The following is a 21,401-nucleotide window of genomic DNA, read 5'->3' as shown; positions in this document are numbered from 1 at the left end:
CTTCGTCAACAATCTTATAGAACCAGCCCATTCCAATCATACCCACAACCATAATCGCAGCTAGAATAATAATATAAGTCATGAATGTACCTCCCTTGCCCGTATATTCATCTCTATCTTAGTGTACACGCGGAATGGCCGTTTGAATTAACCGAACATTGACAAAAATACGAAATCTTTAATTTTAATCAACGATAAACATCACTTTTAGTTCACTTTTTTAATCCAGCGCCATAGTAATCTCACCATTTACCCCGTTTTATACATCTTGTTCGCATCTCCCGTCGTTCCGTTGTATACTATACTTCTGGATTGGATAGATATGGACATTACCACACTAGACCTACGCAGAAAGGCAGGCTTCACATGTCAACTCGCATTTCTATACGTCAAATATCGCTTTCTATTATGTTTGCCCTCATGCTTATCATGTTGTCCGCCTGTGCAGATGGAGAAGCCCATGTAACCGTGAATACAGATGGAACGGCCGATCTGGATCTGAATCTAAGTGTGTCGGACTCGGCCCTTGGCAAAATTGGACAAGACAATCTAATGCCCTTGCTAGCTGAAGCGTTGGAACGGAATAATTTTAAGACAGAAGTGACCAAACAGGCGGACCAGAACGTGTTGAAAGCAACGACTCATTATGAAAAAAGCAACATGACCGGATTCGATTCCTCGAAGCTACCGCCAGGAATTCATATCGAACAATCCAAGACACCAGGCTTTTTCACATCCCAATTGCATATCCTTGCCGAAGCTGACCTTATGGAATCCATGCCCGATGGGGATATTAAAGATAGGATCAATAGCGTTCCGGGTTTTCTCAAACGGCTTTTGTTAAAAGATGTGAATTTTGACTTCAAACTCTCTCTGCCGATTAAAGCCCAGAATTCTAATGCTGACCAGGTAGAAGATGGCGGTAAAACGCTAATCTGGAACGTTTCTCCTTTGCAAAAGAATAAGCTGGATTTGACAGTACAGATTCCGAATATTCGGAATATCCTGTTAGTTGCCATCGCAGGCCTTGTGTTGGTCCTGGCCTTGCTCATCTGGTTCTTCATACGGCGCAGACGGACAAGACGACGGCGAAATTCGATTGCGGATCTAAAAAATTCATGACCCCTTCCGGGCAATGAGATTTGTGACTTGCCAAACGGTGTTATGGATAGTAGAATACATCCGTACTGTGAGAACGGTTAACGATGATTAAGCAAAAACTAAAGAGGTGAACAAGTTTTATGAATATCCGGGAATGCGCCCTGCCTGGTATCGGGGTGAAGTACCAGTTCCATACAAAAGGTGGTAATCAGTTAGTCATCATCAAACACGAAGACGGACGCCGTGAGTTATTTTCGGTGAATCCGAAGGATGAGGAAGAGCTCACACTGATTGCAGAATTGGAAGATGATGAATGTGTAACGCTCTCGGGATTAATCGGAGGATGGTCCTGAGTACGAGCTTCCTAGCAGTTTAGTAACTTCAACACACTTAAGCGCACAAAAAAACCTGTACTCCATTGGAGTTACAGGTTTTTTGAGTTAATCATTCCAATTCCCCCGGTGGGATTGAATATAAGGTACCCATGTGTTCAGCACTCGGATAATTTCTGCAGAGTGAAAAGGTTTGCTTATGAAGTCTTGCATTCCGCATTGCAAACAAGCTTCCCGGTCTCGCTCCCCTGCAAAGGCTGTTATCGCAGCGATCACAGGGATTTCCGGATGCATTTTTCTAATCTCACAAGTCGCTTCAATCCCATCCATCACAGGCATTTGGATATCCATGAAAATCAGATCATAAGGGGTAGTTGCAAGCAAATGTATAGCTTGTTCTCCATTTTCCACGACATCGCACACCCCGCCAAATTTGCGAAGCATCTCCTCCAGAAGATGGCTATTCAATACCTGATCCTCAGCGATTAATATCCGAATGCCTTTTGCGAGACGGTTGCGTTCCGGCAGTTCTACCTTGACAGCAACATTACCTTCTTCGGACATCATTTCTTCTCTCCACTTGTGCAGCACAATTGTAAACTGGAATTCCGCTCCCTGCCCAATCTCACTTTGAACTCCAATGGCTCCGCCCATCAGCTCAACTAATTTCTTGCTAATGGCAAGTCCCAACCCCGTTCCTCCAAATTTCCGATTGATCGCTGGGTCCAACTGGGAGAAGGATTGAAATAATTGATGCTGTTTATCAAATGCAATACCAATGCCTGTATCTTTGACTTTAAACGAAAGCATCAGCTGATCTGGACCATATGCTTGGGAAGAATCCATCTCCGCGACGATCGTGACGCTTCCTTTTTCAGTAAATTTAACAGCATTACCCACCAAATTAATCAGAATTTGACGAATTCTTGTCTCATCTCCGCATACACGTTCCGGAATGTGATCCGATATTTCACTGTACAGCTCAATATTCTTCTCAGAGGCTTTAATGGAGAACAGCTCTATTACACTGCCTAACATGTCCCGAATATCTACTGGCCCCTGTTCCAGATCCATTTTGCCTGCTTCGATTTTACTGAAATCCAGTATTTCATTCAAAATATAGAGTAGCGACTCCCCGCTATCAATCATGATCTCGGCAAATCCCTGTTGCTCCTCATTCAGCTCCGTTTCCATCAAAAGATGTGCCATTCCCATAATCCCGTTTAGCGGTGTACGAAGCTCGTGGCTCATAATGGCAAGAAACTCGGATTTTGCACGATCCGCATGCTCTGCTGCTTCCTTAGCACGAATGATTTCTTTTACCGAAGTCATATCACGGAAGACCAGCACAGCACCACGTGTTTTCCCTTGATCCATAATCGGCTTCAGTTGGAACTCTGCAAGAAAACTCGATCCGTCCTGACGCCAAAATACGGATTCTGTACGAGGCAAGGCCCTACCTTCACGCACAGCCCGCAAAATAGGTGTGGCGTTCGTCGGATATGGAATGCCCTCGCTCTGCATCTGTATCATCATTTTTTCCAAAGGTTTACCGTTCATCTCACTCGGACAGATATTCATCATCTCCGCCGCTGCAGGATTGGCAAAATTCACGTTTCCATCCAGATCCAGCCCAATCACACCTTCGGACATTCCATTCAAGATCAGTGCTCTTTCATAACTTAAATTTTCAATCTCTTCGACGTAACGTTTGGCTGCTGTAACATCACTCGTAATGCCATAGACACCAACCACTTTATCTTCTAATAAAATAGGAACGTTGATTACACTTGTCTCGATTCGTTGTCCATCCTTATGAATCAGACCAATCTCATAACGCTGCGCTACACCCTTGACCGATTCTTCAAAATGATAACGCGTCTTCTCCAAGTCGACCGGATCAATCAGATGATCAAAAGGTCGGCTTAACAGTTCTTCTTTGCTATGCCCTGTTAATTGCTCCTGCCCAACATTCGCTTTCAGCAAGTTCCCGTCCAGATCCAGAGATGCCACACCAAGCGGATTACAATCAAACAACGACTTGTACTCCTGCAAATTCAATTGTTGCTGTTTGCTTTCTGTAATATCACGTGTGACTGCAACCATCTCTTGCAAATTTCCCGACTCGTCACAAACATAATGAGTCAGCGTATCCGCCCATACAAGGGAACCATCTTTGTGCACTAGACGATAACTAATCCGCTCCGGAGTGAGCCCGATCATCTGACGGCGGATATAAGCCTTTACAGCCGGGATATCGTCCTGATGAATACAGAACATTCCTGAGCGTCCGATCATTTCTTCAGGCTCGTAACCGAGCATTTTTCTGCTGGCATGTGATACATATTTGAACGTGCGCTCGGCATCCGCTTCGTGAATTGCAATCAGATCCATGGATGATTCAGCCAGGATGCGCGAAATACGACTACTTTCTTCCAGTTGTTGACGCTGATTAAGAAGCGTTTTTTCCGCCTCTTTTTGCTTCGTAATGTCTGCAGCTTGTACTAGTAAATATAATGGCTCTCCGCTTACCTCGTCCCGGACAATGCAAGCTCTGATTGTTGCCCACAGCAACGTGCCGTTTTTTCGTTTCAGGCGCACCTCTGTTTCATACATCGGCTGTTCACCGTTGGTCATTTCCCAGAAATTACGGCGAAACTCTTCGTACCTGAGGTCCTCTTCATAAATCATATGTACAACGGAAGTATGCAACAGTTCTTCCTCCGTTGATCCAAGCATCTCGCAAAAAGCTGGATTTAACTGCACCCATAGTCCATTAACATGAGAAGCGACAGCAATGCCGATTGGCGCGTGTGTGTATAATTGTTCGAACAGAGACCGGCTCTGTGTGATGGAGTTCGACACTACGTATCCTCCCTTACCGAGAATGTAAATGTTATTCGTATGAACAGATCGACCTGAACATAACTATATCTTATAGAGTAGTACCCCAAATACCACGATAGTTAAACGAAACAAAAGTAAAAAAACATGGCAACAATCGACACGTTAAGATCTTCAGCTTTTCAGCACACCCAGGTCATGAAAGAACGGAGGTTATTGCCCCATGATTATTGTTGCGAATCAACCGATTCAACTGTCGCCATCCGAATGGTCTGCATTTGAATGGTACTGGTTACAGCAGCTACAAAACCGCCCCATTAGGTATGTGTATCAATCCATGGAACATCTCCATTTTGAATGGAGCTTAAGAGAATCCCTTGTTGATGCAGCCGAAGGGTTGAACCGAAGCGGTGTCAGCTTTGCCTCATTCGAAGACTCCAGGTGTAACCCTGCCTTTTGGAATCGAAATGCACGGGGTGGATTCGAGCTAAGGCCAGATGTAACACCTGCAGAAGGCATCCGAGATATATGGAGAAACGGACGCTTATATGCGTTCGAGTGTGCAACCGCTACCGTTATTGTACTCTATGGAGGCGTACTTGGAAGCATCCGTGAGGATGCCTTTAATTCATTATTCCGTAATCTGTTGCTATTTGACTGGCATTACGACAGTGATCTGCGTTTGACAGAAAAGAATGGCAAGGAACTCGCACTACCTGGAGATGTGCTTTATTTCAAAAATCCAGACGTGTCACCCAAAACCCCTGAATGGCAAGGTGAAAACACCATTATGTTGAGGGAAAACTGGTACTACGGACATGGTATTGGCATTGCAAACGGTCAGGAAATTATTCGAACCTTAAATCATTTTCGTTTTCCCGGCAGCATGACCTCGGCCTATTTAATGGATATGGTCATATATCCAGACTTCCTTTATTTATCCCGCTATGCCAAAAATGCCACCGGCAACAACCCGGACATAACCACACCCGTATTACCTGGACAAATGTATGTTCGAGTGGGCGGCAGTCGCTATTTGCGTACTTGAATGTCCGATCATGAGATCAGTTACGCGTCATTAATAGAATAACCCATACATTGCAAAAAGCCCAATCACAAGCAGCCATGGCGCTGACTTGATATTGGGCTCCTTGCAATATGTTATCAGTTCGGTGGATCAAGCTGAACCACAACTTGCTTGCCGCTAACCTGAACTCCTGTCGTTTTAGTGCCGTGTTCTTTCAACGCTTTGCACAGTTCTTCTGCCCAGACTTTGCCTGACTCTCCCTCTTTGGCTCCATGCACTTGGATGACCAATTTCACGGAGTCACCTTTTTTCAGAATACGCTCTGCTTGTGACTGCTTCACATCCCGGTCATGATCCTCCATTTGCAGATGCAGGCGAATTTCCTTTACTTTGCGTTTATCCGGAGATTTGCCTGCCTTTTTCTTCGCCTGTTGTGCTTCTTCACGGGCAGCGCCCGCACCAATCAGTTTACACGGAGGTGGGCTGGTTATCAGGGACAAACACACCAAGTCTACCTTATGCTGTTTGGCCAGTGCCAGTGCTTCCCGTGTTGACATGACGCCCAGGTCTTCTCCATTCAGACCAGTAAGTTGCACTTCGTTAGCTTTGATCTTTTCATTTTTAATGATCTGAGCCATGCATCTTCCTCCTTGACATGAAAAGCCTGTCCTGATCACTGAAGATCAGAGCAGGCTTAAATATTAGACTACATTTCGTGTGCTGTTATAAACGTTACCTACATTGCATACGTTGCGTTAAGATTAACAACCTGTCATTACGATGACTTTTTCTCGTAATATCGTGGCGTGTCCCCCGAATTACAACGAGTTAAATGCTTCTGTCAGAACAGGTACGATCTGCGATTTGCGAGATACAACACCTTTGAGCAATGCTTTGTGGTCTGTCAGCGTTACATTGTATGCTTTTTCAACCGCTTGAGTAGATGTACCATAAGCCAGTCCAACGGAGTCATTGTTCAAGATATCCGTCACAACAAACAAGAACAGGTCAAGTCCTTTGCTGGAGATAATCGCTTCAATCGCCGCTTCAAGCTCTGGCTGTTTTACCAGCACATCATTAACGTCAACCGCATTCACTTGGGCGATTTCCACTTTCGCTGTACCCATAGCGAATTCTTTCGCATCCAGAGAGATCAGCTCAGCAATTGTTTTCTGACTCAAGTCTGCTCCAGCTTTCAGCATGTCCAGACCATAGCTATCTGCATCTACACCGGCAATAGCAGCCAGCTCACGTGCTGCAGCTACGTCTTGCTCTGTGCAAGTTGGAGATTTGAACAACAAGGAATCCGAGATAATCGCGGACAACATCAGACCTGCGATCGGCGCACTGATTTCAATGCCGTTCTCTTTGTACATTTTGTTCAAAATCGTTGCAGTACACCCTACAGGCTCCGCACGGAAATACAAAGGCTGACTTGTCTCAAAATTGGCAATACGGTGATGGTCAATGACTTCAACAACGGTTACATCTTCAATATCGCTTACACTTTGCTGACGCTCATTGTGATCCACCAGAATGACTTTATTCACTTCGTTAGCCGCTGTTTTGATCATACGAGGTGCTTCAACTTTGAATTGATCCAGTGCGAACTGCGTTTCGCCATTCACTTCGCCCAGGCGCACGGCTTCAACTTCCTGTCCCAATTTGCTTTTCAGGTCTGCATACGCGATTGCTGAGCAGATCGTGTCTGTATCCGGGTTTTTGTGGCCGAAAATTAGTACTTTTTCCATATTCATAGCCCTCCGTCAATTCGAGTTTAAGTTAATCTTATCCTTATTTGAATCATACCTTACTGATTATAGCGCTTATACGTCTTAATTCCAATCCCTTTACAGCGAATTAATGAGAGATTACACAAAGGCCAGTTTCGCAAGTGGAGAACGCCGGGAATCAAGAAGAAGCTATTGGCTTATTATCATCAACAGGTATCCACGTCTTTTCTAATTTGCAGGTGTATTCGCTACATTTGTAATCAGATGTCCGTCCAGCTTGTCACCTTTACACAGGGCTTGCACGAGCTCCCGGCCTGATTCCGGAGTCATTTTACCGTACCAGTCGCCTTGCGGATACACAATCGTTACACATCCATCATCACAGCGGCCATTACATTTGGTACGTGTTGTATGAATGAATCCTCCCGCCTGTTGTTTCGCAATTTCGTCCCGCACCGCCTGAGTGACTTCTTCCCCCTCATTACGCATGCATGTTCCGCCGTTACAGAGTAAAATATGGTGTTGCAGTTGATCCAGATTATAGATAGCCAAACTCGCTTCATTCCTCTCACATCAATAGGATATGTATCTTGTTATGATTGCACAGTATAACATTACAACTCTATAAATTAGCACATCTATCCAGGTTTGTGCAACGATAACGATAAACTACAGCTCAGGATCAAACGTCTTCAATCCTTTTTTCACAAAGAATGTCTGCAAACGACCTGCCTCGTTAATCTCCAGCAAATTTAATTGTGCCCCGTAAGCACATCCACCGTCTATACCGATTTTGTCTCCGCGCGGGTCCATCCAGATTCCAGGCTCATCCTGCAAATATTGCACAGGCGTATGTCCAAACACAACAATGTCCTGAAGTGCTGTAGGTTTGCTATAAAAAGGTTCGCGAATCCAGATAAAATCCCGTTCGGACTGGTTTCTCCAGTCGGGTACATCCGGGTTAATGCCCGCGTGTACGAAAATGTATCCTGGAATTTCATACGACAACGGAAGCTCGTCCAGAAAATGCAGATGATGCTCATAATGAGAGCGCATCCATTGTTTGTCCTGGGCATACGCCTGCCAGTCCATCTGATCACCATCATACGAAACGGGTAGATAACTCGCGAGCGTCTGTAATCCGCCATTGCGAATCCAGTGTAAATCGTACTCTTCGACATCATGGGTCAGAGCCTTCACCATCATGGCATCATGATTTCCCTTGAGAATAACGATTTGGTTCTCTTGTCTTAGCTTCATAATCTGCTCAATGACCTGTTTGCTTTTAGGGCCTCGATCTACATAATCCCCCAGCAAAATCAACTCATCCTGCGACGGGGCATAATGAACCTGCTCCAGCAGTGCATTGAATTCATCATAACAACCGTGAATGTCACTGATGACACATCTGCGCAAGTGAATCTCCTCTCTTTCCGGTTGAGCCCAAAATGCAAACCGGAACCCTGTCTGCCTGCTGCAACAACAACTGCAGCCAAGTCAGCAAGGTTCCCGTCTTATCCAAACTTATATTCCAGGTCCTATAGGTATAATCCTGCTTTAGTTCTGATTCAGACCGAAAGCTTCTGCAATCAGACGGAAAGAACGTAGACGTGCTTCGAACGAATGGATGGCAGACGCAATAATCACTTCATCGGCTTCGTGACGTTCAGCCATCGCAATAATTTTGTCCTTCACCTGATCCGGCGTGCCAATGATGGAGAATGAGCGGCGCTGACGAATCTGTTCGAGCTCCATCGCTGTATATGGGTAGTTATTCACTGTTTCAAGAGAAGGGAAGGACTTCTGTTCCAGTCCGCGTCCAAGTCGCAGGAAAAATAACTCATTGCTGCGAGCCAGTTCAGCGGCTTCTTCTTCTGTATCCGCACAGAAAGCGGAGACCGCAATCATGGAGTGAGGTTTGTCGCCTAGAATGGACGGTTTGAAGTGGCGACGATAATGTTTCATCGCTTCCTCTCCGCCTGGTGTTCCAAAGAACTGGGCAAATGCATAGGCAGTCCCTTGCGCCGCGGCAATCCTTGCTCCTTCCGAGCTGGACCCCAAGAGCCATACTTCGGGTACCGTTGGAACGGAAGGTCCGGCTACAAGGGAAGCAAAACGATGATCTTCAGGCAACTGCTCGTGGAAGTAACCACCAAGATCCGCAATCTGTTGCGGAAAAAACTGTACATTCGATGATTTGCCCTCGTTCAATGCCCTACTGGCAATAGGCATACCTCCTGGTGCACGCCCAATGCCAAGGTCGATACGTCCGGGGTGCAAAGCTTCAAGCAAACGGAAGTTTTCCGCCACTTTATACGCGCTGTAATGCGGCAGCATAACGCCTCCTGATCCTACTCGAATACGCTCCGTATGGGCAGCCACATGGCCAATCATGATTTCCGGGCTTGAAAAGGACATCGCACCTCCGCCGTGATGCTCGGACATCCAAAATCGGGAATAACCTAGTTGTTCGGCATGTTGTGCTAACGTTACAGCTTCCTGCAAGGCATCATGTACATGGCGACCCTCACTAATGTGTCCATGCTCCAGTACACTCAATTTCATATATATTCATTCCTCTCGTCAGTGAAGTGATAGAATAAAGGTGCTTTTCCTTCTTGCTTACTTGTCCATTGTAACATTAAAAATTACAGTTTCAAACTTTACATTACTTTACTCTTCATTTTCCCCATGACATATCGAAAAGAAAATAAAAAAACACAGCCAGTTTTTAGCTGGCTGCGTTATAGGACATTATCTCGGCCTATCTTACTTGTCTACCTTATTTGTCTAGCCTGTTTATTCACCTTACTAATATGACACTGCACTATTCAACTCATTTAAATTAAGGTGCTCGTTTAGGTAATAACTTCACGTACTCATCAGACAGCTTCATCAAGCTGAGCACATGTTCGTAATCGGAACGGTACGGTTCCAGATTCGTGACTGGCTCATAGGTTTTGAGCGAGTATGCCGTTCCATCGTCAAAGCCTGCACCAGGAATAAACATGATGTCATTATTCACAAATGAACCTGTTGGCAAGTAATAACGAATACCGAATGCATTGTGATCCATATTGAGCAAATCATGCCCAAACGCTGTGAACTTCTCTTGCTTCAGCGATACGCCCATCAGATTCATAACGGTAGGCAGAATATCCAGTTGACCACCCGGCTGCTCAATCACTTGCCCTTTCGTTTGTTTCGGCGTATGAATCATCAGCGGAATATTGAATCGGCTTACTTTTCCATCGTAAGGGATATTCAAGTTTTCCTGAATCTGCTGTGTAATCTCTGGTTCCTCCGGTAGTCCAAAGTGATCGCCATAGAGCACAAGCGTTGTATTATCCCATAAACCGTTGGCCTTCAATTCGTCAATCAGTTGACCTACTGCGTAGTCTGTATAATTGATCGCTTGCAGGTAATCATGTAACAGTTTGTTTGTAATCGTCGCCGGAATTTCAATACGTGCGCGATCGGCTGGAACAGTAAACGGCGAATGGCTTGACGCTGTGATGAACTGAGCATAGAACGGCTGTTTGGCAGCCTGATGCGCAGTCATTTTTTCCACACCCACCCGATACAATTCTTCGTCCGATGGCCCAAAATCGTTGAATTTATCATTCGTAAAGCTCGGTTTATCGAAGTATCTTGTGAAACCCAGGGCGGGGTACATCTTGTTGCGGTTCCAAAAAGTTACGTCATTGACGTGGTATGTCTCAGACTCATATCCTTCTTTCGCCAGCAGTTTGGGCAGGCTTGGAAGGTCACGGTCACTATACCCGGCTGACATCGGTACAACTCCTGTAGGATAAATGGACGTATTCGACATAAACTCCGCATCCGATGTATTTCCTTGACCGATCTGTTGGAAGAAATGAGAGAAATAATAGCTTTCTTTTGCAAGATTATTTAAGACTGGCGTTAATTCTTGACCATTTAGCGAAGCGTTAATCGGAAAATTTTGAAAGGATTCCAATTGAAGCACAATCAAGTTACTGCCTTTTGCTTGACCAAAATATTTGGCCTTCACTAATGCACCGTTATCCGTTTTGTTCTGGTAGGGATATTTGCTCACCAATGCATTAATCTTGGCAATCGTTTCGTTAATATTGCCATTGGCAATGGCTTCATTTTCCTTGCTCGTCAGAATTGCCGAGGACACCTGATAGTTCAGAAAACCGAGATTTTCAGCCCGTACCAGCTCGTTATCAATCGTTTCCCCCTTGACGATAAAGCTGCCAGACAAAACGATGCAGAACGCCGCTGTAAGTGCAACACCCAGTTTGCCCCAGTAACGGCTGCGATTTTTGCCAAATGTCAGGCTACTCTCCTGGTAACTGCTACGATAAGCCCCTCTGCTACGTCTGCGTCTGATCAACCAGAACGGTATAGCCAGAATAATATCGGCAAAAAACATAAAGTGTTGCGGCCGAACCAGCGGCCCGATACTTCCTCTGACCTGAGCAACCTGCCCCAGTTCACTTAACGCGGTGTACGTAGGAACCGAACTGAAGTGTGCATTATATAGCGTGGCTGCAAACAAAATCAGGGAGAACAAAACATTAAACGCCCCGTATACCGTGCGCTTCCAGCTCAGCGGTACAATTAAATCCAGCACGCATACAATGGTAAGCGCAGCGAGAGCATCGGTGAACAGCCCCACGCCCGACAACCCATTGAAGAAGAAATAACGCAGAAGCGATAACTTCAGCAGCATTAAAATAAACAAGACGGCAAATAAGGTCCGTGATGTTGACTGCTTGCTTTTATTCGTCGATGTAAACATGGTCGTTTTCAACCCTTATCTGAAATTTTACGTTCATTTTACAAAACGCATATTTCAGTATAACAGTTTTCGTGTCACTGTTCCATTGAGGTTATGCTATATAAGTAGAACTAAAATGATTTACACGGGCACTCCAAAGACAGAATAACCTTTCAATCGCTATTATCGCCAGATTTTTCTGATCCCTCTTTTCAACTTATAAAGACGTCCACACTGGTTCAGATGTGTTTTATTGAAGGACGAGGATGGACTCAGGCAATCGTGGATATATCCTCGTTCTTCATGCTTTGATGGTTGCGTGATGCTCGAATGACTGCCTGCGCTGCTGCAACTCGAGCCCATGGAATCTGATCGGGTCTGCAACATACAGCCACTAACTTGATATCATGGATAAACGAAATGGACGCTGCATCTAGTATATGTTCACCGGTTATGAATGTTTTCAGATGTGGTTTGCGAATTCGCCCTTGCGTAGCTGTCATCTCCACTAAACGGCCTACCCCTTCTATATCAAAGGTATGAGAAGAACTACATTCCCTCTGGAAAGTCTCCTCGTCCACTAGCTCTCGCCCAGTTGTTTCCTCACGAGTGTTGCCGTATATAGATTGTGTCAGAGTATCTGCATCAAACGAGATAAAGTCTGCATAACGCGCGATTTGTGCTGCTTTCCTTGCAGAGTTTTGTGAGGTAACTGCAGCCCCTACCTTATAAATACAGTGGCGTCGCTCTTCACCAAGCACCTGATCCGCTACATGATCCACCAATGCTCTCATTTTTTGAATTTCTTGTACATGCTCCACATGCGGAATCATGATTTCGGGACGAACCCATAGCCCTTTACGGATACTCTTGACCGCTGCCTTGAAAATAGCCTCCAATTGCATTTCATGAATCCGGGATAAAATCAGTGCCGAAGCATTACTATCCTTATCCAGCACATTTACATCCTGGAACAACTCTTGCAGCGGAAAATCAAATAATTGAATGTTCACCGGTCGTCCGTCCATCACTTCAAAAAGACATTCCATATCTGACTGCTGCATCGGCAGCAATCGTTCCAACCCACACCTGCGATCTGCTTCCGTATCCGCCAAGAGCATCTTCTGCATATAAGGCTTTCTGGACGGAGACAACAACATAGTCTCGGTTACACATAACCCGATTCCCTCTGCATCCCATGCTCGCGCATGTCCAGCCTCTGATACATGTTCCACCTTGGCGAGAATGGATAACTCTTTTATGTCATCAGCCCATTCCAGCAAAACTTTCAGTTCGGGCAGCTCCTGCTGCATACACGCTGTTACATCTTCTGATCTCATTTGGAGGAGAGCTTCCTCTTTTGAAACCAGCCCCTCATCCACGAAATGGACTGCGTTTCTGATCGTAGCCAAAGAACTTAATCTCGCTGGTTGCACATGTTGTATGCATACCGAATCCGACTTCACCACGTAGGAGAGTTCTAGTACTATTCCTGTGCGTCTCTCGAGCTCCATACTGATCATCTCTAGATCTGTATAACGCTTTGAATTATTTCTTTTTAAGTAAGAGAGCGCATGCACCATTCCAGACTTGCTTCTTGACGGCAGATAATCTCCTATCATGCCTTGTTCCCCCGTTGCCGGATTACGGGTGTAGACTTTCCCTGAACCTATATAATCGACATCTTTACCTTGTACCATGGCCTGTATAAGTACAGCTGACCCGCTTGTTGCTCCGTTTGCTGTTCCTTTTATTGCTTCTTCCTTTGTTTGATCCTCAAGGAGACCAGCTCTATGATTCATCTTGTTAGCAGAAGAGAACACCGCTCGAACGGCTGCTTGAAGTTGAGAAAATACATCCTGTGGAAAAGGACTTCCACTGACCCCCTGAATCAAATCCTTCCATTCTTTAATCAATGATTCAAGCTCCGCTTCTCCTGAAAAATAAGGCTCTGAATCTGAAGGCTTCGCTAGTGTCATCTTATAAGGAATACCATAAATTATCTGCCCGTACTGCTGAAGTAAGGCGAGATAACATTGAAGCGCACAAAAACGATTGCCTGTCTGGTGAGCGAGATCTTCGACGGTTTCATCATTCAGACCTACGTAAGATATAGCGTATTCTTCTGATACCGAAGAAGAACCAGCCTCATCTGATCGCACATCAAACAGAAGCGGATGGTTCGGTCCTCCAAAAGATGTACCCGTTTGTTGCTCCAGATGTCGGATGGCTCTAACCAGCTCTTCCATGATTTCATCGGAAAGTTGACCAAGACGGGTACAATATGCGCGACAGCCATCCGTCGTAACGACCATTCCCGCTGGAACAGACCATCCTGCTTGCATCAGTTCTGCGAGGGGTACCCCCATACCATGCGTCAGTCCTTCCAAGTCTGCACCTCTTTCTCCCAACAGCATTACCCGTTTAGTCATTGCAACTCTCCCATCTGCCGTCCATGGCTGTGATTAATTAGCAGCGTCGTTAGGCCTTAAAACAGCGCTGCCTTCACTCTAATGTTATGTTGCAGGAGCGTCTTCAAAGACTACAGGTTCAACATTTTGTGAACGTTATTCTGTTTTTTTGTTAAATTTGATTCCGTACAAAGCAAAAACTCCCTCAGCATGAGCTGAAGGAGCGCTTATTTAGTACTCGTTTACTTCAAATGTCAGAATTCGATCAAACAGAATATAGTCTTTTCGGCTTATAAATGGGCCTTTATTATTATTATGCTTATCAATGGCATATGAAGCTCGACCGCTTCCAGACTGCTTCGTTTCATACCAATTGATGTAATCATTTACTTCTTTCATACTTAGATCAAATTCTTTTTCCAAACCTGTAGTCATCGTAACCACAAGAATTGCACGGTTACTTGAAGGTTGCTCTGGTTCCGGCTGCTCCGTTGATGGTGGCTCTTCGGGAGTAGGTTCAACTTCGCCAGTGCTTTCAATAGATGCTGAAGCTTCGTTTGAACTTACACTTTCTCCAACAGGATTAACAGCTGTTACCACATAATAATATGTGGTAACTGGAGTAATATCTGCATCAGTATAGCTGCCTTGATTAACACCTGTAGCAACAGTTGTATAAGGTCCATTCATTGTCACTGACCTTTTAATTGTGTAACTTGTTGCCTTTTCTACCTCATTCCAAGTTAATCCAATTGATGATCCGTCTGGAGTTGCAAGGAGATTTAAAGGTTGGCTTGGAGGAGTAATGTTATACATTTGGAATTCTGAAACATTTACGGTTCGTGAATTAGAGTAGTTGAACAAGTTAACTTTTGCTATCCCTGTATAAGTTTTGGGAAGATAAATCAATCTTCCATCAGCCTGATTCGCTTTTACTGTAAACCAGTATGTTGGTAAAATTGCCTTTCCACTGGAATCAAACAATCCAACGTAAATGTCAAAATCTGCTTTTACACGGATTGCATTTGCTTTAACTGTTCCATTAAAAATAGCAACTGCGTGGTCTAAAGCGGTTGAAGGTGTGTTCCACTTTTCTATAATTGCGCTCGTAGATTCATTATTATCCGTCAAAGCATTCGTAGATTTTGGCCCTTTTTCTTCGGTATCACTAAGCGTCATTACCATTCGATCCATTAATCCACCACTGTAATCTACCGCAGCATATGCATTCGAATGAAGTGCAATTCCAATTACAAAAATAAAAGCTCCTAGCATGCAACTTACCTTTTTCAACAATTTTGTCTTCACATGAATCCTCCTAAAGTTATGTATAGGATTCACTTTAAATCAAGCCATTTTCTCTGTCTAAACATAAACTTGCACATCTATAAATTTAAGCAAAATTTTTGTATTTTATTTTTTTATTGGAAGTTTGCTAGTTTTAATGTTACCTCACACTAAATAAAGTAAAGAGAATAAATTCTCTTTACTTTATCACCTTTCAGCTATTAAATAACATCTTTCTAAGTAAAATTCACTTTTATTTTTTCATTTTATATACCCTTTATATTCATTGATTCGAGATTGTTTCTCTCTAGTATACTACCCTATAAACCGCAAGATATCGTCGATTTTATTCCCATGAGAGATCACACCGTAGTTCATCCACGTCAAAAAGTCTACCTCATAAACATTACCACTCTTCACGGCAGGAAGCTGCCTCCATTCCGTTCTATCCAGCAGTTGCCGTTCCTCTCCGAAACTTAAAGAGTCACGAGTATCAAAGGTAATCAGTAGATGATCAGCCCAAAGCTGACTTAATTGCTCTAATCCAATGTCGACTCTCCGCTCATGTTGTGTCCACTGTGTCACATATTCATGAGGGTTGAGACCGAGATCCCGATAGATGACTGGGCCTACATAACCAGATTGATCACCGTAAAGTGTAATTCCCGAAGCCGAAACACGGAGAAAAGCAACCGATTCTTTGCGCATACGTCCTTGCAGATGTTTTTTGGCCTCCATGGCTTTATCTTCATATGACTCAATAACGTCCTGGACTCTATTGTTTCTGCCAAGCACGTCTGCCGCCGATTTCAAAATGGCACGCCAATCTTCACCCTCTTGATGTACATAATACACGGGCGCCACCTGCTCGAATCGATCCAGGTTCCATGTTTTATATCCCATGTCCAGCATGATGAACTCTGGTATATGCTCCGCCTGAAACTTGGCATCCCGCTGACTGACGTCAAATTCGGGCACATCATCCAGCTGTAAATAACGTTGTTTGCCCCAGGCTCTGTGCGAACCTTGCAATATCGGCTTTACTCCGAGCGCCAACAGGAAATCCTCCAAGTAAGGAGCAAACACACGCACCTCCTGGCGGTGATGACGACGGTACACGCCTGGTGAGACACCCGAGTATTGCTTGAAGCGGCGACTAAAATAATACTCATTGTTAAATCCCACATGACTCGCAATATCATGCAGACGATCATCCGTTATCTGTAACAGCTGTTTGGATCGCTCCAGTCGAACACGGTTCACATAATCAAGAGGAAGCTGGCCTGTCAATCTCTTGAAATGCCGCGTATAACTTGTTCTGGACAGACCGGCTCGGGAAGCTAGCTCGTCCACTGTGAGTATCTGATTATAATGCGATTCAATGTATTGAACGGATTGCTGGAGGGAGGTCCGATCATGATTCGGTTGAAGCTCTGGATCATTTTGACGAATGACATCTCGGAACCACTGTTGGAACTGGATTTGTACATCCCACACGTCATGCACAACTGTAACATGTTGCTGGCGATATAACTGTTCTATACACTCCACACAAGCACTCCAAGGGGTATATGTAAACTCAATTACGGATATTATGTTGTCAGTAACCAAACTTATTTCACGGTTAATAGCCTGCTTCTCCAGATTGTTTTGGATCGGCATTAACTTACCCGAACAGCTGTCTTCGAACATTGAATTCATATCCATTTTATAAAACGTCAAGGCCTCTTCTTCTCCAACATCAGCTGTTACAGAGAAAGAAACATCTGCACGCACCAAACATATGGAACCCGGTTCCAGCTTTGTTTGGCCCTCAGAATACGTTAGAACGCCTCTTCCTTGCACCACAATAATAAAAGAATGAGCTTCCGTTTGCTGAACTGAATATGTTGAGCTTGTTTCCAATGTATAATCTACGTATTGTATCCGTTGTAAGAAGCAGAGCCATGGCTTGGTCATGATGTGCTGTATTGAAACGTACATTGTGCATCCATCTTCCTTATATGAGAATTGTTATCAATTAGAATTAGTGTAAACGAAAAAAGAAAGCTCTTCAACCCACGCTGAAGAACTTTCTCTATTCAATTCACAAGTTATGGCGTCATCTTTTCCAACAAATCATCAATCTTCATGGAATTTGCAATGACTGCTCCGGACTGCCACTGAGACCTTTCCATCATGTAGACATGTTTATTTTTAACTGCCGGAAGCGACTGCCACAGTTTTCCGTCCAACATGTGGATGGCCTCCTGATTTTCTGCGGAATCCCAGGTTCCGTTCGAAGGAAACACGATAATGTGATCGGCATCCAGACTCGGAATCGCCTCTTCGGACAGAATCTCTTGGTACTCTTTCATATCTCGTGCAAGTGGATGTGGAGTGAGTCCAAGATCAGAGTAAACAAATCCGGTATACCGATTTTTGACCCCGAATAACGCCAATCCTTTGTCTGCTACGTTTAACCTCACAACCGCAACCGTCTCATTTCCGATGGTTTGTTGTAATTTTGCTTTCGCATCTGCAATTTTTTGTTTGAATTGCTTTTCAAATGCTACCCCTTTTTCTGGCTGCCCTACAATATCGGCAATGGTCGTCAATACCTGATTGGAGTCCTGAAGAACACTCTCCGGCAGACGGTAGGTTGGGGCTACTTTGCTATATTGTTCGTATTGTGTTGCATCTACCCCACCGTCCACAATGATCAGATCCGGGTTGTATTGCAAAAGTGCCTCGATGCTGCCTGTTGTATCAAACTTTGGCGCATCTAACTTCAAATAATCCTGTACTCCCCAAGTGGGATGATACCACTGTACAACCGGTGTAATATCCAGCGCCTTGAGATAGTCCTCGACATAGATACCCGCAATCCGCTGTGGATGGACAGGGATCGTTACTTCTCCAAACTCGTCCTTCACAACACGTGTCTCGTTGTTTGGAGCCTCCGTTTCTACAGAGGTACTATTCTTGGCTTCTCCCTGTTGTGCTGACGTTTCCGTATTTGCGCTACAACCGGATATCACCATTGCAGTGAGCAATAACAACATCAACCACCCTTGAATTACTTTGCTTAGCCTTACCATCATGCATTTCCCCCTATGTGTAATCTGTAGATGTCATCATGAGAACAGAATACTTTAATCTATAATGATAATCATTCTCATAAAACTCTGTAGGTGAATTGTACATGATGTAGCTGTGTCGTCACAATACACATTTGAAGACTCTTTTTTATACAAACGAAGCATTCTTGATAAAAAATAACCCCTGCAAACGAATGCAGGGGCTGTTTATCTACACGTGTTTTAATTAAGACTCTCTTCCTGATGTCTTGTAATCATCTCAAGAAGCTCTTCCTCACTATTTAAGTGTACTGAACCGGTATATTCGCAATCGAAATAAGGCGCGAGATTTACGGCAATATCCTCCCATGTGTCTCCTTCGTGCTGTAGAAGTATTTGATTTATTTTATTAGTAATCAATTCAAAATCTAGCCGACTAACGATAAAACACTTCGCACCCGTTATAATATCTGAGCTCTCTTTAAGTTCTCTTTCCAGCGCTTTTGGGGTTATTATTCCAAAGTCAAAATTATACGCACCTGTGTCATCTTCAGTTCCGATGCAAGCGGTACCTGACAGATAAAAGTCATCTCCAATATCTTCTGTTTCTGTGAACTCTAATTTGCCATGGATATTGGGGTTTCCTGTAATGACAATATCTTTTAGTACGGGTTGGATCATATTAGTGCACCTCTTACATCAAAAAATAATCTGCTAGTTTATTAGAAATGATAATTTGTATTCGTTACCTAAAATCTAGTACTTATGCCTTTATTCACCTTATCCATTACAAATATCCGGATCAGATTTTAAATGCCTTTTTCCCCACCAAGCTATTAGGTCTCTCCATGTTTGTAATGGCTCAACAAGAAGGCATTTTAGACAAACTGAGTCAAAAGCAGGTTTAATTCTTTAAAGATACGGATCCGCAACTGTTCGAGAAGATGTTACTTATTCCTAGAAACTACTCTAACAGAAATTCTTGAGTGTGTAATAAAAAGCCAGCACTAGGTTATTGGTGCTGGCTTTTGTTGATCACTTTCAGTTTATGAACCTTCAATCACTTTGTCTTCAATCACCGGTGCTGGAATTTCTTTAATCTCAACCGATTCTTCAGGAGCAGCCATTCTTTGAACTTTCATCGGCATAGCATCCAGATACTTATATTCCTCTGTTTTTGTTGAACTTGAGACAATCTCACCATTCTTATCTTTCATATAAATTACACGTTTCGTTGGTAAGCCCGTTTTAACATCAATCGTTACAATTTCTTTATGGAGATTGTCTTCTGTAACAGCTTGCTGTTCGTTACTCTCTGCAAGTGAACGAGCCTGTGCTCCTTCAGGCTCAAGTACTGTCCAATTCTGTTTTTGTAACTCTTGCTTTGCATTTTCAAGCAATGACATTTGAAGCAATTTTTCATTTTCTGCGGCAATATTCTCAGGCATCGTCCAGGTGTTACCCACCAATTTACCAGACTCAAAATCACGTCCGTATGATGTGACCTTCTTCCCGTCATCTTCCACGATCAACTTGGTGTGAAGTTTGTTATCCCGATACTCCTCGGTAATCTCAGTCAAATTGACGCGATCCCGGTAGCGAACGGTGTACGATCCATCTTCCAACGTTTCTTTAATGTACTCCACTTTTGCTTGAGTTGCTTTTTGTGCTGCGCTTTCGACGTCACTCTGCGCACTTACGACGGTCGGTTGGTTGAAATAGATGTATCCCCCAACAGATGCAAAGGCCAGTGGTATGGTCAGCAATGAGACCCATAATTTTTTCTTCACAGTTCAGATCCTCCTCTTATTTATTCTGTATATCTTCTTAACGCATTATTCCGCTTTTAAGTTCCAGCCATTTACAAATCCGCTATAAAAATAACCCTGTGCATCCGAATCACCTTGAGGATCTTGCAACCTCCAAGCATTAGGATTGCAAGGCGAAGCCATTAATTCAGAATCGAATGATTGCAGGTAATAATTCTGCTCTGGGAAATGTCTGATCATTCCACTCAAATTGCTACAATCACTTGTATACATACTGGTAGCTCTACTTGTTTTAGCTACGTGAGTATAATGAAAATTAAAAACTGTATTCCCTACTGTATTATACATAGCAGCCCATCCTGAAGCAGCGTTTGCATAATACCCAATACTAGCATTTGGGTAATAAACTCGACTCCATTCAAAATCACCACCAGTGGTAAGACCACAATCTGCAGATGGGCAATAATCTACGAGATCAGCGCCTTTACTCACTTGAGCAATCACTGGATACACGCTACCGGGTCCACTTCGAATGTTCAAACCTGAAGCTTTTACATCCCATACACTGACCTTTTTGCTGTACGATACAAGCCTAGCGTCTGCTTTGTCTGTTGGAATATAGAACGAGACAACTGCAAAGATGAATAAGATGAATAATTTACCACATACACTAGTACATTTTAGCACAGTTACATTCTCCTTCCAGTTTGTAATCAGTTAAATTGTACCACCGCCTCACGCTTAATTTGTTACATTTTGTAATATTAAATCATATATTTGAATTTATGGGCTAGCAACCCTCTATATCCGGTCTGATTTAAGAGTCACAACCCAAACTTCGTGTAGTGATTTTAATGTATCTCTTTCTTCCTGGTAAACTTCTCTAAAATAATCCAATCTACGATGCCCTTCCATCAAATGAAAGGGTTTTCCCCATGAAGTTAAACTTAAGTTATCCAGGACGATGATAGGTTCTGGCCACGTTCGATGCTCAAGCATGTAATCCGCTAACCAATCTTCTTTATCGTCTTCATCCTCGAAGATGTGGTATCCCATACCTCCTAGTTCTT

At 43.8% G+C, this 21,401-nt stretch carries 18 protein-coding genes; 3 read left to right on the top strand and 15 right to left on the bottom strand.

Features of this window, described 5'->3' with window-relative positions:
- Nucleotides 1-366: 366 nt before the first annotated feature.
- Nucleotides 367-1,122, top strand: coding sequence for a hypothetical protein (locus ACT89M_RS12605; RefSeq protein ID WP_154958806.1), 756 nt, complete (start codon nucleotides 367-369; stop codon nucleotides 1,120-1,122).
- Between the two features lie 119 nt (nucleotides 1,123-1,241).
- Nucleotides 1,242-1,454, top strand: a complete 213-nt coding sequence (locus ACT89M_RS12600) for a cation:proton antiporter regulatory subunit (protein WP_253495001.1) — start codon at nucleotides 1,242-1,244, stop codon at nucleotides 1,452-1,454.
- A gap of 87 nt (nucleotides 1,455-1,541) precedes the next feature.
- Here ACT89M_RS12600 and ACT89M_RS12595 read toward each other — a convergent pair whose 3' ends face one another.
- On the bottom strand, nucleotides 1,542-4,298 hold the full coding sequence (locus ACT89M_RS12595) for a PAS domain-containing hybrid sensor histidine kinase/response regulator (protein ID WP_308721919.1): 2,757 nt from the start codon (nucleotides 4,296-4,298) through the stop codon (nucleotides 1,542-1,544).
- A gap of 202 nt (nucleotides 4,299-4,500) precedes the next feature.
- Here ACT89M_RS12595 and ACT89M_RS12590 point away from each other — a divergent pair, with 202 nt between their 5' ends.
- Complete coding sequence (locus ACT89M_RS12590; protein WP_090920700.1) at nucleotides 4,501-5,325, top strand: protein-glutamine gamma-glutamyltransferase; 825 nt, start codon at nucleotides 4,501-4,503, stop codon at nucleotides 5,323-5,325.
- A 116-nt stretch (nucleotides 5,326-5,441) separates the two neighbouring features.
- Here ACT89M_RS12590 and infC read toward each other — a convergent pair whose 3' ends face one another.
- From infC to ACT89M_RS12520, 14 genes are all read right to left on the bottom strand, one after another.
- Nucleotides 5,442-5,933 carry a translation initiation factor IF-3 gene (gene infC, locus ACT89M_RS12585; RefSeq protein WP_308722023.1) on the bottom strand — a complete coding sequence of 164 codons (492 nt, stop codon included), beginning with the start codon at nucleotides 5,931-5,933 and terminating at the stop codon, nucleotides 5,442-5,444.
- A gap of 189 nt (nucleotides 5,934-6,122) precedes the next feature.
- A complete protein-coding gene (locus tag ACT89M_RS12580; protein ID WP_308721920.1) occupies nucleotides 6,123-7,055 on the bottom strand; it encodes a manganese-dependent inorganic pyrophosphatase in 933 nt (310 codons plus the stop codon).
- A 210-nt stretch (nucleotides 7,056-7,265) separates the two neighbouring features.
- Nucleotides 7,266-7,589 carry a (2Fe-2S) ferredoxin domain-containing protein gene (locus tag ACT89M_RS12575; RefSeq protein ID WP_154886199.1) on the bottom strand — a complete coding sequence of 108 codons (324 nt, stop codon included), beginning with the start codon at nucleotides 7,587-7,589 and terminating at the stop codon, nucleotides 7,266-7,268.
- Nucleotides 7,590-7,706: 117 nt separating this feature from the next.
- Nucleotides 7,707-8,453, bottom strand: a complete 747-nt coding sequence (locus ACT89M_RS12570; RefSeq protein WP_487345250.1) for a metallophosphoesterase family protein — start codon at nucleotides 8,451-8,453, stop codon at nucleotides 7,707-7,709.
- A 141-nt stretch (nucleotides 8,454-8,594) separates the two neighbouring features.
- On the bottom strand, nucleotides 8,595-9,602 hold the full coding sequence (locus ACT89M_RS12565) for an LLM class flavin-dependent oxidoreductase (protein WP_308721922.1): 1,008 nt from the start codon (nucleotides 9,600-9,602) through the stop codon (nucleotides 8,595-8,597).
- Between the two features lie 280 nt (nucleotides 9,603-9,882).
- A complete protein-coding gene (locus tag ACT89M_RS12560; RefSeq protein ID WP_154886202.1) occupies nucleotides 9,883-11,826 on the bottom strand; it encodes an LTA synthase family protein in 1,944 nt (647 codons plus the stop codon).
- Between the two features lie 251 nt (nucleotides 11,827-12,077).
- The gene (locus ACT89M_RS12555; protein WP_154886203.1) at nucleotides 12,078-14,237 is read right to left on the bottom strand and encodes a putative PEP-binding protein; all 2,160 of its coding nucleotides are present in this window, start codon (nucleotides 14,235-14,237) and stop codon (nucleotides 12,078-12,080) included.
- Nucleotides 14,238-14,447: 210 nt separating this feature from the next.
- The gene (locus tag ACT89M_RS12550) at nucleotides 14,448-15,524 is read right to left on the bottom strand and encodes a fibronectin type III domain-containing protein (RefSeq protein ID WP_154886204.1); all 1,077 of its coding nucleotides are present in this window, start codon (nucleotides 15,522-15,524) and stop codon (nucleotides 14,448-14,450) included.
- Nucleotides 15,525-15,818: 294 nt separating this feature from the next.
- Entirely contained in the window at nucleotides 15,819-17,462 is a 1,644-nt protein-coding gene (locus ACT89M_RS12545) for a helix-turn-helix domain-containing protein (protein WP_341181961.1), read from the bottom strand.
- Between the two features lie 134 nt (nucleotides 17,463-17,596).
- Nucleotides 17,597-18,583, bottom strand: a complete 987-nt coding sequence (locus ACT89M_RS12540) for an ABC transporter substrate-binding protein (RefSeq protein WP_090920731.1) — start codon at nucleotides 18,581-18,583, stop codon at nucleotides 17,597-17,599.
- Nucleotides 18,584-18,805: 222 nt separating this feature from the next.
- Nucleotides 18,806-19,243, bottom strand: a complete 438-nt coding sequence (locus ACT89M_RS12535) for an Imm8 family immunity protein (protein ID WP_154886207.1) — start codon at nucleotides 19,241-19,243, stop codon at nucleotides 18,806-18,808.
- Between the two features lie 365 nt (nucleotides 19,244-19,608).
- Nucleotides 19,609-20,352, bottom strand: a complete 744-nt coding sequence (locus ACT89M_RS12530) for a hypothetical protein (RefSeq protein WP_487345249.1) — start codon at nucleotides 20,350-20,352, stop codon at nucleotides 19,609-19,611.
- A gap of 45 nt (nucleotides 20,353-20,397) precedes the next feature.
- Complete coding sequence (locus ACT89M_RS12525) at nucleotides 20,398-21,018, bottom strand: SH3 domain-containing protein (protein WP_251503216.1); 621 nt, start codon at nucleotides 21,016-21,018, stop codon at nucleotides 20,398-20,400.
- 114 nt (nucleotides 21,019-21,132) lie between these two features.
- Nucleotides 21,133-21,387 carry a hypothetical protein gene (locus tag ACT89M_RS12520; RefSeq protein WP_154886210.1) on the bottom strand — a complete coding sequence of 85 codons (255 nt, stop codon included), beginning with the start codon at nucleotides 21,385-21,387 and terminating at the stop codon, nucleotides 21,133-21,135.
- Nucleotides 21,388-21,401 lie beyond the last annotated feature (14 nt).

This window comes from Paenibacillus sp. NN59 (genome assembly GCF_057597225.1).
Note: the sequence above shows the minus strand (reverse complement) of the source record. Positions and strands in the feature narration are given on the sequence as shown.